We start from the raw sequence: 13,296 nt of genomic DNA, 5'->3' as shown, positions 1-13,296 counted from the left end.
CCCGTCAGGTGCGGAACGGGCCCGTCACCTCGTAGGTGATGCCGCCGGAGGAGCTGCCGCTCGTGCCGCGCTGGCTGGAGAAGTAGAGCCGGTTGCCGACGGGCGAGAAGGCCGGCCCGGTGATCTCCGAGGAGGACTGCCCGGTGATCCGCAGGAAGGGCGCCACCACGTCGTCCGGGGTGATCACGCAGATCTCCATGTTCGCCCCGTCCTCCGCGACGTACAGGTCGCCGTACGAGGAGCCGGTGACGTTGTCGACGCCGGTCAGCGGGGCGGCGCCGCCGGGGACGAGCGAGTCGTCGTAGGCCAGCTCGTACGTGTTGTTCGTGAGGTTGAGCTGCCAGACCCGGTTGTCGCCCTTGGTGGTGAACCAGACGGTGTCGTCGGCGTAGTGGCAGCCCTCGCCGCCGTTGAACTTCTTGGAGCCGGAGACCTGGCTGCGGGTCGCCGTCGGGGAGCCGTCCGGGTCCGGGACGTTCTGCCAGGTGAAGGAGCCGGAGGTGGCCGTTCCCGCCTTGAGGACCTGCAGGGTGCCGGAGGAGAGGTTGCCCCAGGTGGTGGGGATGAAGCGGTAGAAGCAGCCGCTGCTCTCGTCCTCCGTCAGGTAGATCACCTGCCGGACCGGGTCCGCCGCGGCCGCCTCGTGCTTGAAGCGGCCCATCGCCGGGCGCTGGACGGCCGCGTTCACGCCGTACGGGTCGGTCTCGTAGACGAAGCCCCGGTCGACCTCCTCGCAGGACAGCCAGGTGTTCCACGGGGTTTTGCCGCCCGCGCAGTTCTGCCGGGTGCCCGAGAGGATCCGGTAGGCGCCGGTGACGGTGCCGGAGGAGTTGAACTTCACCGCGCTCGCGCCGCCGGAGGGGTTGATCTCCGAGTTGGACACGTAGATCCAGCCCGAGCCGTCGGTGTAGCAGGCACCGCCGTCGGGGGCGCTGTGCCAGGTGTACGAGGTACCGCTGACGGTCTGGCCCGAGCGGGCGATCACCCGGCTGGTGAAACCGCTCGGGAGCATGATGCCGTTGGCGTCGGCCGCGCCGAGCGCCCCGTAGGGGCCGGCGCCGGGCTGGGCGGGTGCCGCATAGGCCGCCTTGTGCGTCAACGTGCCGCCGAAGGCGGCGGCCGACGAACCGATCACCGCGCCGCGCAGGAAGGTACGACGTTCCACGGTCACTCCTGTGGGAGGAAGGCCCCGCGGCCGGTCGGACGCGGGGTCGCACGCGTCGAGGAACCTAGGAGACGCCAGTTGACGTGGCGCCAAATCCTCATTACGCCCGAGCGACCGGTCGGCGTTCAATCCTTCGGCGGGGATTTCCGGGACGGGGGACGCCCAGGCCCTCTTTCCCGAGGGACTTCCCGGCCTCCGCCGTGTCGCCGCGGCCGGATTCCCGTGGGCCGGGTCTGCGCACGGCCGACGGCGTTCGCACAGCGCCGCGTCCGCGAAGACTCCCGGAAGCCGGCGCCGGCGCCGCGGTGAGCCCGGCGGATCACACCGACCAGTTCCGGCCTGTCTCGGCCGCCGGGGTTTAAGGAGGTGTCCGCAGACGGTCGCAGACCCGCGGATCGGCCCGTTCTTCACCCGCATCGCGGGCACGGACCTGGACGTCCACCTGCCCCGGATCACCGGCTTCCGGGAGCGGGCCCTCTTCCGCTCGCGGCGCTGGAGCTGCGCTCGGCGGTCTGACCTGCGATTTCGTCAGCCCGGAAGAAAAACTCAGAAAACTTCGCGAGCAGCGATGAGTTTTCCGCGGCCCCGCGGTCTACCTCTCGAAAGCACCGACCGAGCAGCAGAGAGAGGGACCTCGATGTCCGCGACCATGATCTTCGTCAACCTGCCCGTCAAGGACCTGGACGCCAGCAAGGCCTTCTGGGGCAAGCTGGGCTACTCCTTCAACGCCCAGTTCACCGACGAGAACTGCGCCTCCATGGTCATCAGCGACACCATCGTCGCGATGCTCCTCACCGAGGCCCGCTACAAGGACTTCACCCACAAGGAGATCGCGGACGCCACCAGGACGTCCGAGGTGCTCCTGTGCCTGAGCGCCGAGAGCCGCACCGCCGTCGACGAGCTGGTGGACCGGGCCCTCACGGCCGGCGCCACCGAGCCCCGCCCGGCCCAGGACCACGGCGTCATGTACGGCCGAGCCTTCGACGACCTCGACGGCCACACCTGGGAGATCATGTGGATGGACCCGGCCGTCGTCCAGAAGCAGGACTGACCACCGGGCCCACCACCCCCTCCGGTCAGGAGGTCGCGGCGGTCCGCACCGGGTAGGTGCGGACCGCCACCTCCTCGTCGTCCAGGCAGCGCCCCGTCTCCAGGTCGAAGCGCTGCTTGAGCAGCGGGGAGGCCACGAAGGGGCGGCCCGCGGTGGCGCCCACCAGACCGCGCGAGAGCACCTGCGCCCCGGTGAAGGGGTCCTGGTTGCCGATGGCGTACGCACGCCCCGCGCGGTCGACGAACACCGCGGCCTGGCTCCCGTCGGGCAGCAGCGCCGCGACCCCGCGCCCGGGAATGAGCGCCGACAGCTCGCACACCGTCAGCCAGCCCTGCGCCACTTGCAGTTCCACGGTCATCGGACGGCACCTCCTATGGTCAGGACGGCCAGGTCGGGCTTGACCTGGTCACGCTCGGGGACGAACTTCACCGTCGGGTCGGGGGCGCCCGGCGCGTTCACGAACGACACGAACCGGCGCAGCCGCTCCGGGTCCTGGAGCGTCTCGGCCCACTCGTCCCGGTAGTTGGCGACGTGGTCGGCCATCAGCGACTCCAGCTCCGCGCACAGCCCCAGCGAGTCGTGCACGATGACGTCCCGCAGGTGTTCCAGGCCACCCTCCAGCCGCTCCAGCCAGGTGGAGGTCCGCTCCAGCCGGTCCGCGGTGCGGATGTAGAACATCAGGAACCGGTCGATCAGCCGGACCAGTTCGGCGTCCGACAGGTCCTGGGCGAGCAGGTCGGCGTGGCGGGGCGTGGCACCGCCGTTGCCGCCGACGTAGAGGTTCCAGCCGCTCGCCGTCGCGATGATCCCGAAGTCCTTGCTCTGCGCCTCGGCGCACTCGCGGGCGCATCCCGACACCGCGGACTTCAGCTTGTGCGGGGCGCGCAGACCCCGGTAGCGCAGCTCCAGGTCGATGGCCATCCGCACGCTGTCCTGTACCCCGTAGCGGCACCAGGTCTGCCCGACGCAGGACTTCACCGTCCGCAGCGCCTTGCCGTAGGCGTGCCCGGATTCGAAGCCGGCGTCGACGAGCCGCGCCCAGATCCGGGGGAGCTGGTCCACGCTGGCGCCGAACAGGTCGATCCGCTGACCGCCGGTGATCTTCGTGTAGAGCCCGAAGTCGCGGGCCACCTCGCCGATCACGATCAGCTTGTCGGGGGTGATCTCACCGCCGGGGATGCGCGGGACGACCGAGTAGGAGCCGTTGCGCTGCATGTTCGCGAGGAAGTGGTCGTTGGTGTCCTGGAGGGCGGCCTGCTCCCCGTCCAGTACGTAGCCGCTCGCGCCGAGCGTCGCCGCGAGGGAGGCGATGATCGAGCCGACGGCCGGCTTGCAGATCTCGCAGCCGTCGCCGCCGCGGGCCTCGGGGCGGCCGTGGCCGTCGAGGATCTGCTCGTAGGAGGTCAGCCGGCGGGTGCGGACGATCTCGTAGAGCTCGGCGCGGGTGTACGGGAAGCAGCCGCAGAGCCCCTTGTCGGCGGCGGCCGGGAGCAGCTGGCCGATCACCTTGATGCAGCTGCCGCAGCCGGTGCCCGCCTTGGTGCACTTCTTGACCTCGGGGAGGGTGGCGCAGGCCGTGATGGCCTTCTTCGTGACGTTGTGGCAGGAGCAGATCACCGCGTCGTCCGGGAGTGCGGACGGACCGAGCGCGACGGGCGCGCCGACGCCCGCGGGCAGGACCAGCTGCTCGGGCGCCACGGGCGGGACGCTGCCGGTGAGCGGGCGCAGCAGGCCGTAGGAGTCGGCGTCTCCGACCAGGACCCCGCCGAGGAGGACTCCGTCGGGGGAGACCACCAGCTTCTTGTAGACGCCGGAGCGGGAGTCGGACCAGACGACGTCCAGGCTGTCGGGGGTGGTGCCGTGGGCGTCGCCGAAGGAGGCCACGTCCACGCCGAGGAGCTTCAGCTTGGTGGAGAGGTCGGCCCCGGTGAACTCCTTCTCGCGGCCCAGCAGGTCGTCGGCCGCCGTCTCGGCCATCTCGTAGCCGGGGGCGACCAGGCCGTAGACGCGGCCGTCGACGGCCAGGGCGCACTCGCCGATGGCGTAGACGTGCGGGTCGGAGGTGCGGCAGCGGGCGTCGACCGTGATGCCGCCGCGCTCGCCGACCTCCAGGCCGGCGTCGCGGGCCAGCTGGTCGCGGGGGCGGACGCCGGCGGAGAAGACGACCAGGTCGGTGTCGACGGTGGAGCCGTCGGAGAGCCGCATTCCGCTGACGCGGCCGTCCTCGCCGGTCACGACCTCCTGGGTGCCGACACCGGTGTGGACGGTGAGGCCCATGGACTCGATGGTGCGCAGCAGGGCCGCGCCGCCGCCCTCGTCGACCTGGACGGGCATCAGGCGCGGGGCGAATTCGACGACACGGGTGGCGAGACCGAGGCCCTGGAGCGCGCCTGCGGCCTCCAGGCCGAGGAGCCCGCCGCCGACGACCGCGCCCGCGCTCTTGTCCTTCGCGTACTCCTCGATCGCGAGGAGGTCCTCGATGGTGCGGTAGACGAAGCAGCCGGCGGCGTCCTTGCCGGGGACGGGCGGCACGAAGGGGTAGCTGCCGGTGGCCAGGACCAGCACGTCGTACGGGAAGACCTGCCCGGAGCGGGAGGTGACGGTGCGGGCGGCCCGGTCGATGTGCTCGGCCGGGTCGTCGAGGTGGAGGGCGATGCCGTGCTCGTCCATGAACCCGGCGGGCGTCATGGACAGGTCCTCGGGGGTGCTGCCGGAGAAGTACGAGGTCAGGTGCACGCGGTCGTAGGCGGGCCGGGGCTCTTCGCAGAGCACGGTGATCCGGTGCGTGGCGGTGGCTCCGCGCTCGGCGAGCGCTTCGAGGTAGCGCTGGCCGACCATGCCGTGCCCGATGAGCACGATCGTGGGCAAGGGCTCGGTCATGTCAGTGGCCTCCGTCGTCGGTGAGCAGGTGGAACAGGTCGTGCGGGGCTTCCCCGCCCTCCCAGGTGCGGGCGAGGGCGCCCACGGTGGAGAGCTCGCCGAGCAGCACGCCGCCGACGAGGCGGTCGCCGCGCACGACGACCTTCCGGTAGGTCCGGCGGGTGGCGTCGGCGAGCCGCACCACGTCGTCGCCGGGGAGGGGGGTGGTCTCGCCGAAGGCGGCGAGGTCGAGGGAGCCGTCGCCGGCTCCGCCGAGGGTGAGGCGGGTGAGGGCGCGGGTGCCGGTGTAGGGGGCGGAGCCGCCCGTCAGGACCGCGGCGAGGGCGTCGGCCTGCTCCAGGGCGGCGCCGGCCAGTCCGTAGACCTGGCCGGCGTGCTCGGCGCAGTCGCCGATGGCGTGGATGCGGGGGTCGCTGGTGCGGAGCTCGTCGTCGACGAGGACGCCCTTGCGGATCTCCAGGCCGGCGGCCCGCGCCAGGCCCGTGCGGGGGCGTACGCCGCAGGCGAGGACGACGACGTCGGCCTCCAGCCGGTAGCCGTCGGCGAGCTCGACGCCGGTGACCCGCCGTTGACCGGGTGCGGCGGCGTTGCCGGGGGCGCCGCCCCCGGACCTGCGGGCCGGGGCCGCCGGCGGGGCCGAAGCCGTCGTCGTCACGCCCCTGACCCGGCATTCCGTGTGGATCTCCACGCCGAGCTCGCTCAGGTGCGTGGCCAGCAGCGCGGAGGCGTCCGCGTCCAGCTGGCGCTCCATCAGGCGCTCGCCCTGCTGGGCCAGGACCACCACCGCTCCGCGGGCGGCGAGCGCCCGGGCGGCCGAAACGCCCAGCAGGCCTCCGCCGATCACCACCGCCCGCACCCCGGGGCGTACGGCCGCAGAGAGGGCCATGCAGTCGTCCATGGTGCGGAACGCGTGGACCCCGTCGGGGAGTTCCCGCCCGTCGGGCTCGAACAGGCCGCGCAGCGGCGGCAGCACCGCGTTGGACCCGGTGGCCAGTACGAGCGTGTCGTACGGGGCCACCGTGCCGTCGTCGCAGTGCACGGCCTGCTCCGCGCGGTCGACGCGCACCGCCCGGACCCCGCGCCGCAGCACCGGGCCCGGCGCCGGGAGGGCGGTCACCTCCGGCGCGTACCGGCCCGCCAGGACCTCGGCGAGCAGGACCCTGTTGTACGGGACGTGGGTCTCCTCGCCGAGGACGGTCACCGCCGCGGCCGGGCCCAGCCGGTTCGCGAGCCGCAGGCCCGCGAGGCCGCCGCCGATCACCACCACACGCTTTTCCGAGGTCATGCCATGAGGGTGCGCGGCCGCTGTTTCCCCGCCGCATCGCCTCTGTTACCCGGACGGAACGCCGACCTCAGCGACCGGTTTAACGGTCGGTGAGGCCTTCCTCAAGGCCGCCTTAAGGATCATCGCGGCCGCTGCCGGGGCCTCTAGCGTGATCCGCATGCGAGATGCGGCGGTGCGGGTCAGGGGCGGGATCCTGGGCGGGGCGGGGGTGGTTCTCCTGCTCTGGGCGGTGCAGGTCCGGCCCTCGGCGCGGCCCGACGCGCTGTTCGCCACCGCCGCGCACCTGACCGGTCTCCTCGCCGGGTACGGGGTGCTGGTGCTGCTCTTCCTGATGGCCCGGGTGCCCGCCGTCGAGCACGGGGTCGGCGCCGACCGGCTCGCCCGCTGGCACGCGTTCGGCGGCCGCCACGTCCTGCTCCTCTGCTTCGGCCACGGGCTCTTCGCCCTGCTGGGGTACGCCGTGCACACGGGAGCAGACCTGGTGCGCGCCGTCCGCGAGCTGCTCGGCTACCCCGCCCTGGCCGCCGCCGCGGCCGGGACCGCCCTCCTGGCGGCGGTCGGTGTGAGTTCCGCCCGGGCGGTACGCCGCCGGATGTCGTACGAAACCTGGCGCGGGGTGCACCTGCTCGTATACCTCGCGGCCGCCCTCGGCTTCGCCCACCAGCTCGCCGGGCCCGACCTCGCCGCCGCGGCCTGGTTCTGGGCGCTCGCGCACACCGAGGTCGCCGCGCTGCTGGTCTGGTACCGCGCCGTGGTCCCCGTACGCCAGGCCCTGCGGCACGCGCTGCGGGTCGCCGAGGTCCGCTTCGAGGGGCCCGGCGTCGTCTCCGTGGTCATCCGCGGCGAGCACCTGGAGGAACTGCGCGCCGAGCCGGGGCAGTTCCTGCGCTGGCGGTTCCTGCGACGGGGGCTGTGGCCGACCGCCCTGCCGTTCTCCCTGTCCGCGCCGGTCCGCGGGGACACGCTGCGGATCACCGTGAAGGGGCTCGGCGGGCACTCCCGCCGCATCCGCCGGCTGCGCCCCGGTACGCGCGTCCTCGCCACCGGGCCGTTCGGTGCGCTGACCGCGGCCCGGCGGACCCGGCCCAAGGTGCTGCTGATCGCCGGCGGGGTCGGGATCACCCCGATGCGGGCGCTGTTCGAGACGCTGCCCGGCGGTCCCGGGGCCATCACCCTGCTCTACCGGGCCGGAGCCGAGGAGCACCTGGTGCTGCGCGCCGAGCTGGAGGCCATCGCCGCCGAGCGGCAGGCGGGGCTGCACTACCTCCTCGGGCCTTCGGGCGCCGCCTACGACCCGCTGGCTCCGCAGGCGCTGGCCGCGCTGGTGCCCGACCTGGCCGAGCACGACGTCTACCTGTGCGGGCCGCCGGGGATGGCCGACGCGGCGAGGGCCGCGCTGCTGCGGGCCGGGGTGCCGGCCGGGCGGATCCACGCGGAGGCCTTCAGCTTCTGAGCCGCCGTGGCTCCGGCCGCTCTCCGTTCGCCATGCGCCGTGCGCCATGCGCCCCGCGCCCGCCCCCGCGCCTCCGTCGCCCAAGCGTCCCCCCCGTCCCCCGAGGAGCTTCCGCACCATGCGCCACCCCCTGCACGTCGCCCTGTCCGTGCCGGTCGGAGCCGGTGCCGCGCGGCCCGCCGCCCGGCACCGCAAGCCCCGCAGACCCTCGCCGGTGCGGACCGCGCTGGCCGCACTGGCCCGCGTACCCCCGGCGGGGCGGCTCACGGCGGGGCTGGGGGCCGCCAGTGTGCTGGCCGCCAGCGCGCTCACGGTGATCGTGGACCCGGCCGCTCCGGTGGCCCCGGACCGGGTCCCGGCCCGCCAAAGCTCAACCTTTGCGCAAGTTTCCGAGGATTGAATGGCCACTGCACCCAACAGCTCCATAGGGTCGGTACGTGCCTGACATATCAACGACCATGATCATCGTGCTGTGCGTGGCCGCCGCGGCCGCGGGCTGGATCGACGCGGTGGTGGGCGGCGGCGGCCTGCTGCTCCTGCCCGCGCTCCTGCTCGGCCTGCCCCAGGCGCATCCCGCCACCGTCCTCGGCACCAACAAGGCGGTGGCCATCGTCGGCACGGCCGGCGCGGCGGTGACCTACGTCCGCAAGGCTCCCGTGGACGTGAAGCTCGCCGTCCGCATCGGTCTGGCCGCGCTCGCCGGATCGATGGGCGGCGCCGCGCTCGCCGGCGGCATCAGCAAGGACGCCCTCCGGCCGATGATCATGGTGGTGCTCGTGATCGTCGCCGGTTTCGTGCTCTTCCGGCCCGGCTTCGGCACCGCGCCCTCCACCTCGCCCGTCAGCCGCTCCCGGGTACTGCTCGCCATCGGTCTCGCCGGGCTCGGCATCGGCTTCTACGACGGCCTCATCGGGCCGGGCACCGGCACCTTCCTGGTGCTGGCGCTCACGGCCCTGCTCCACCTCGACCTCGTGACGGCCTCCGCCACCGCAAAGATCGTCAACTGCTGCACCAACGCCGGGGCGCTCGCGATGTTCGCCTACCAGGGCATGGTGCTGTGGCAGCTGGCCGCGCTGATGGCGGTGTTCAACCTGGCCGGCGGCATGATCGGCGCCCGGATGGCGCTCAAGAAGGGCAGCGGCTTCGTCCGCGGCGTGCTGCTGACCGTGGTCGGCGCCCTGGTGCTCAAGCTCGGCCTGGAGCAGTGGGGCTGACCGGCGGTAGCCGCCGCTCAGTAGGTCCCGGTGAGGTGGGCGAAGACGACCACGTTGCCGCGGTAGCCCGTACGCGGTGAGAACCCGCCGCCGCAGGTGATCACCCGCAGCTCGGCGCGCGACGAGGGGCCGTACACACGGGTGTCGGGGAAGGTCCTGGCGTCGTGGACCTCGACCGCGTGGACCGTGAACACCGCCGTACGGCCGTCCGCGCGCGGCACCTCGATCGCGGCGCCGCGGCGCAGGGCGCCCAGGTGGTAGAAGACCCCGGGCCCGGCCGCGTCGTCCACGTGCCCGGCGATCACGGCCGTACCGGTGGCGCCCGGGGTGGTGCCCTCCCGGTACCAGCCGGCCAGGTCGCGCCGGTCGGGAGGCGGCACCTGGAGGTGGCCGGCCCGGTCCAGCCCGAGCCCGACCAGCGGCGCGTCCACCCGGATGGAGGGGATCCTGATCCGGCCGGGCGGCGAACCGGGGAGCGGGGCGATACCGGGGCCGACGGCGCCGGCGGCGGTCAGGGCCTCGGCGGGGGAGGGCAGCGGTGGCCCGACCGGCTCACGGGAACCGCTGGTCACGAGCCAGACGCCGATGCAGGCGGCGAGGGCGACGAGGCCCCCGTGGCGGGCGGTCGGGCGGAAGTCGCCGGCCATGCGTACCCCCTACGCCTCTCGTCCTGGGTGACTGGCCGTCGCCCGGCCCCGCGAACGGGGGGACCTCGCGGGGCGGGCGACGGGGGACGGTACCGGTCGGACCGCGGCCGGAGCCGCGGTGGGCGTCCGTCAGCTCCGCGTGCCGCTCGCCCGGCGACGCAGGAGCCAGGTACCGCCGACGGCGGTCGCGGCCAGGACGGCCGCTCCCGCCGCGATCTTGGCGGGGTCGGTGGTGGTGGTCGTGCCACCGCCCACCCCGGTGTTGACGTGGCCCTGCGGGCCGCGTTCGGTGACCACCAGGTCGCCTGTGGCGAACTTGCCGTTCGCGCAGGTCGCACCGATGCCGTAGGTGCCGGGCCGGGTGCCGCGGGCCACCTGGAACTGCCCCACGACGACCTCCTTGTGGGTGCCCGGGACCAGCTTGAACCGGCCGCCGCCGACGGTGGTGGCATCGCCGTCGGCGTGGCTGCCGGGGCCGCACGCGGTGGTGTTCACGGTGACGGTGGCGCCCGGCGCGGCGGACTTCGGCCAGACCTCCAGCTTGGCGAAGTCCCCCGGAGCGCCGGGTGCGAAGCCCACCATGCCGAGTTCCGCGGCCGCGACCGCGCCGGCGACCGGGCCGGCGAACGCGACGGCGGTCAGCGCGGTCGCGGTCAGCACGTGTGCGGTACGTCGGCGCATGGGACTCTCCCTGAAGACACGGGGTCGTGTGTCCGAGGAAACCCGGCCCGCCCGCCGCCCGCCTGCTGATGATCCGTCAGCTACGTCTCCGCGGCGCTCCGGATGCCGTGTTCTTGCAGGTCAGAGTAAGTGCCGGGTCATCCGCGCCGGCCGCGCCGTCCGGGTGACCGAGTGACCCGGACGGCCCTGGGCCCGCCCGCGGGGCGCTCGGGTGACGGCTGTGCGCGCAGGCGGCGGGTACGGCGGTGGGTACGGAGGTGCGCAAGGCGGTGGGTACGGTGGTGGGGCGCGGTGGAGCCGGGATCGCGGCCCGGCCGCGAAGCACCGCACCACAGCCGAGGGAGGGCTCCGTGACACCGGTCGGACGGCCGCAGGAGACGGCCATCGCCGCGCTCCCGTTCTTCGTGTACGGCACCCTGCGCCCCGGCGAGGTCAACCACGAGCTGTTCCTGCGCGGCCGCACCGCCTCCGAGGAGCCCGCCACCCTGCAGGACGCGGTCCTCTACGACGGACCGGGCTATCCCTATGCGGTCCACCGGCCGGGCGCGACGATCGTCGGAGAGCTGATCACCGCGGCGCCGGGCGGCTACCGGGCACTCCTGGCCGCGCTGGACCGGCTGGAGGAGTACGAGGGCCCCGGCCGGCCCGGGAACGTCTACGACCGGATCGCCCGCGAGGCCCTGCGCCCCGACGGCACGTCCGTGCGCGCATGGGTCTACCTGGCCTCCCCGCTGATCGCGGGCGACCTGCGGGCGCGCGGCACCGAGATACCCGGCGGCGACTGGTTCAACCGCTCGGGCGGGCCGTTCCGGCGCACCCCCGAGCCCGGCTAGGGGGTGTCGTCGAAGTCCCGTCTGGGTGGCGGGCGGCCGACGCCACTTGGACAACACCCTCTAGGCGCATTGGTCACGAGCGTTGTCAACGCTCGTGATCAATACACCTAGAGCCCTTCGGCGCCGCGATTGCGCAGGCGCTGGCCGTACTGCTGCAGGACCCACAGCTCCTCCTGGACCGCCGCCAGTTGCTCCGGCGGGGCCTGTGCGCCCAGCCGGGACAGCGTGCCCTGGATCTCGTGCACCCGGCGGTCGACCGCGCGCAGCCGCACCTGGACCAGCTGGACCCCGGCGTAGACCTCGTCGACCGTCTTCGCGTGGATGGCCTCGACCGCCAGCTCGGTGACGAGGGCGCGCACCGTGTCGTTCGGGGCGGCCTCGCGCACCCGAGCCAGATAGTCGTCGGTGCCGAGCGCGGCGCCGCCCGCGTCCAGGATCGCCTGGCGCACGGCGGCGTAGGGCGGGGCGGTGAACTCGTCCATCCCGTACGCGTCGAAGGCCGGGGAGACCAGGGCGGGCCGCTGCAGGGCCAGCTTCAGCAGCTCGCGCTCGGTGCGGTGGGCGGGGCTGCGCAGGTTCAGCGCGGGGCCGCCGGCCGGCTGGGCGGCGGGCGCCTCCATGGCCTCGTAGGAGGGTCGGCCCCGCTGCGGACCGCCGCGTTGCGGACCGCCCCGCTGAGGTCCGCCGGGCTGCCCGCCCTGGGGCCCGCCGCCCTGGCCGCGCTCGCGCGCCCATCGGGCGAGCTGTGCGACCCGCTTGACCACGAACTGCTCGTCGCGGATGCCGAGCATGCCCGCCAGCTGGACCGCGGACTCGTGCTGGATGGCGATGTTCTTGATGTTGGCGACGACCGGAGCCGCCTCGTCCAGGGCGGCGGCCCGCCCGGCCGGATTCTCCAGATTGTGCCGGGCGACGATGTGCCGCAGCGCGAACTCGAACAGCGGAGTGCGGGATTCCACCAGGGAGGCCACCGCCGCGTCCCCCTGCGCGAGGCGCAGGTCGCAGGGGTCCATCCCGCCCGGGGTGATCGCGATCGAGGTCTCGGCGGCGAACTTCTGGTCGTCCTCGAAGGCGCGCAGGGCGGCCTTCTGGCCCGCCGCGTCGCCGTCGAAGGTGAAGATCACCTCGGCGGTGGCGTTGTCCATCAGCAGACGGCGCAGGATCTTGATGTGGTCGCCGCCGAAGGCGGTGCCACAGGTGGCGATCGCGGTGGTGACACCGGCCATGTGGCAGGCCATCACGTCCGTGTAGCCCTCGACGACGACGGCCCGCGAGGTCTTCGCGATCTCCTTCTTCGCCAGGTCGATGCCGTAGAGGACCTGGGACTTGCGGTAGATCGCAGTCTCGGGGGTGTTCAGGTACTTCGGCCCGTTGTCGTCGTCGCGCAGTTTGCGCGCGCCGAAGCCGACCACTTCGCCGCTGATGTCGCGGATCGGCCACATGAGCCGGCCGCGGAAGCGGTCGATCGGTTTGCCGCTGCGACTGTCCTGGGCGAGCCCGGAGGTGATCAGCTCCTTGTCGGTGAAGCCCTTGCCGCGCAGGAAGCGCGTCAGGTGGTCCCATCCGGCCGGGCTGTAGCCCACGCCGAAGTGGGCCGCCGCGGCCTGGTCGAAGCCGCGCTCCGCCATGAACCTGCGGCCGATCTCGGCCTCGGGGCCGTCCAGCTGGTCGACGTAGAACTGGGCGGCCGCCCTGTGTGCCTCGACCAGCCGGATGCGCTCACCGCGGCCGCTGGTGCCGGCGGTGTAGCCGCCCTCCTCGTACCGCAGGGTGATCCCGGCCAGGCCGGCCAGGCGCTCGACCGCCTCGGAGAAGGAGAGGTGGTCGATCTTCATGACGAAGTCGAGGGTGTCCCCGCCCGCCTGGCAGCCGAAGCAGTGGTATAGGCCCTTGCTGGGGCTGACCTGGAAGGAAGGGGACTTCTCGTCGTGGAAGGGGCACAGGCCCTTGAGGTTGCCGCCGCCCGCGTTGCGCAGCTGGAGGTAGTCGGAGACCACGGCGTCGATCGGGACCGCGTCCCGTACCGCCTTCACGTCGTCGTCGTTGATCCGTCCTGCCACCCGTGAAGTCTACGGCCGGGCGCGGAC

Annotated in this window: 12 protein-coding genes; 5 read left to right on the top strand and 7 right to left on the bottom strand. The window is 73.4% G+C overall.

Annotated features, from left to right (window positions below; all coding sequences use genetic code 11):
* Positions 1–4 precede the first annotated feature (4 nt).
* Positions 5–1,165 (bottom strand): alkaline phosphatase PhoX, encoded by a 1,161-nt coding sequence (locus BSL84_RS10950; protein ID WP_075970246.1) that lies wholly within the window; start codon positions 1,163–1,165, stop codon positions 5–7.
* 637 nt (positions 1,166–1,802) lie between these two features.
* On the opposite strand from BSL84_RS10950, the gene BSL84_RS10945 reads away from it, so the two are divergent.
* The gene (locus BSL84_RS10945; RefSeq protein ID WP_030026853.1) at positions 1,803–2,216 is read left to right on the top strand and encodes a VOC family protein; all 414 of its coding nucleotides are present in this window, start codon (positions 1,803–1,805) and stop codon (positions 2,214–2,216) included.
* 25 nt (positions 2,217–2,241) lie between these two features.
* Here the strand turns inward: BSL84_RS10945 and nirD are convergent, their stop codons facing one another.
* Genes nirD through BSL84_RS10930 form a run of 3 tightly spaced genes read right to left on the bottom strand, consistent with a single transcriptional unit; the run spans position 2,242 to position 6,381 of the window.
* Positions 2,242–2,574, bottom strand: a complete 333-nt coding sequence (gene nirD / locus BSL84_RS10940) for a nitrite reductase small subunit NirD (protein WP_030026854.1) — start codon at positions 2,572–2,574, stop codon at positions 2,242–2,244.
* Positions 2,571–5,096, bottom strand: coding sequence for a nitrite reductase large subunit NirB (nirB, locus tag BSL84_RS10935; RefSeq protein ID WP_075970245.1), 2,526 nt, complete (start codon positions 5,094–5,096; stop codon positions 2,571–2,573). Before nirB ends, nirD begins: the two co-directional genes overlap by 4 nt.
* 1 nt (position 5,097) lies before the next feature.
* Positions 5,098–6,381 (bottom strand): NAD(P)/FAD-dependent oxidoreductase, encoded by a 1,284-nt coding sequence (locus BSL84_RS10930; RefSeq protein WP_075970244.1) that lies wholly within the window; start codon positions 6,379–6,381, stop codon positions 5,098–5,100.
* Positions 6,382–6,538: 157 nt separating this feature from the next.
* On the opposite strand from BSL84_RS10930, the gene BSL84_RS10925 reads away from it, so the two are divergent.
* The 3 genes from BSL84_RS10925 (at position 6,539) to BSL84_RS10915 (ending at position 9,048) form a co-directional block, all read left to right on the top strand.
* Positions 6,539–7,834 carry a ferric reductase-like transmembrane domain-containing protein gene (locus tag BSL84_RS10925; protein WP_075972048.1) on the top strand — a complete coding sequence of 432 codons (1,296 nt, stop codon included), beginning with the start codon at positions 6,539–6,541 and terminating at the stop codon, positions 7,832–7,834.
* Between the two features lie 118 nt (positions 7,835–7,952).
* Positions 7,953–8,234 (top strand): hypothetical protein, encoded by a 282-nt coding sequence (locus BSL84_RS10920; protein ID WP_075970243.1) that lies wholly within the window; start codon positions 7,953–7,955, stop codon positions 8,232–8,234.
* Between the two features lie 37 nt (positions 8,235–8,271).
* Positions 8,272–9,048, top strand: a complete 777-nt coding sequence (locus BSL84_RS10915) for a sulfite exporter TauE/SafE family protein (protein WP_075970242.1) — start codon at positions 8,272–8,274, stop codon at positions 9,046–9,048.
* Positions 9,049–9,065: 17 nt separating this feature from the next.
* Here BSL84_RS10915 and BSL84_RS10910 read toward each other — a convergent pair whose 3' ends face one another.
* Positions 9,066–9,695, bottom strand: a complete 630-nt coding sequence (locus BSL84_RS10910; RefSeq protein WP_030029743.1) for a class F sortase — start codon at positions 9,693–9,695, stop codon at positions 9,066–9,068.
* Between the two features lie 129 nt (positions 9,696–9,824).
* On the bottom strand, positions 9,825–10,376 hold the full coding sequence (locus BSL84_RS10905; RefSeq protein ID WP_075970241.1) for a hypothetical protein: 552 nt from the start codon (positions 10,374–10,376) through the stop codon (positions 9,825–9,827).
* 350 nt (positions 10,377–10,726) lie between these two features.
* Here BSL84_RS10905 and BSL84_RS10900 point away from each other — a divergent pair, with 350 nt between their 5' ends.
* Complete coding sequence (locus BSL84_RS10900; RefSeq protein ID WP_078848759.1) at positions 10,727–11,209, top strand: gamma-glutamylcyclotransferase family protein; 483 nt, start codon at positions 10,727–10,729, stop codon at positions 11,207–11,209.
* A gap of 107 nt (positions 11,210–11,316) precedes the next feature.
* On the opposite strand, the gene dnaG is transcribed toward BSL84_RS10900, so the two are convergent.
* Positions 11,317–13,269: a DNA primase gene (gene dnaG, locus BSL84_RS10895; protein WP_075970240.1), complete on the bottom strand. Its 1,953-nt coding sequence runs from the start codon at positions 13,267–13,269 to the stop codon at positions 11,317–11,319.
* Positions 13,270–13,296: the final 27 nt, after the last annotated feature.

The sequence above is a fragment of the Streptomyces sp. TN58 genome (assembly GCF_001941845.1).
Taxonomy (GTDB): domain Bacteria; phylum Actinomycetota; class Actinomycetes; order Streptomycetales; family Streptomycetaceae; genus Streptomyces.
The sequence above is the reverse complement of the archived record's forward strand: the minus strand, read 5'-3'. Positions and strand labels throughout refer to the sequence as shown.

Coding starts and splice junctions, on each gene's coding strand:
- BSL84_RS10945 (WP_030026853.1), top strand. CDS start 1,803: ATGTCCGCGACCATGATCTTCGTCAACCTGCCCGTCAAGGACCTGGAC.
- nirD (WP_030026854.1), bottom strand. CDS start 2,574: ATGACCGTGGAACTGCAAGTGGCGCAGGGCTGGCTGACGGTGTGCGAG.
- nirB (WP_075970245.1), bottom strand. CDS start 5,096: ATGACCGAGCCCTTGCCCACGATCGTGCTCATCGGGCACGGCATGGTC.
- BSL84_RS10930 (WP_075970244.1), bottom strand. CDS start 6,381: ATGACCTCGGAAAAGCGTGTGGTGGTGATCGGCGGCGGCCTCGCGGGC.
- BSL84_RS10925 (WP_075972048.1), top strand. CDS start 6,539: ATGCGAGATGCGGCGGTGCGGGTCAGGGGCGGGATCCTGGGCGGGGCG.
- BSL84_RS10920 (WP_075970243.1), top strand. CDS start 7,953: ATGCGCCACCCCCTGCACGTCGCCCTGTCCGTGCCGGTCGGAGCCGGT.
- BSL84_RS10910 (WP_030029743.1), bottom strand. CDS start 9,695: ATGGCCGGCGACTTCCGCCCGACCGCCCGCCACGGGGGCCTCGTCGCC.
- BSL84_RS10905 (WP_075970241.1), bottom strand. CDS start 10,376: ATGCGCCGACGTACCGCACACGTGCTGACCGCGACCGCGCTGACCGCC.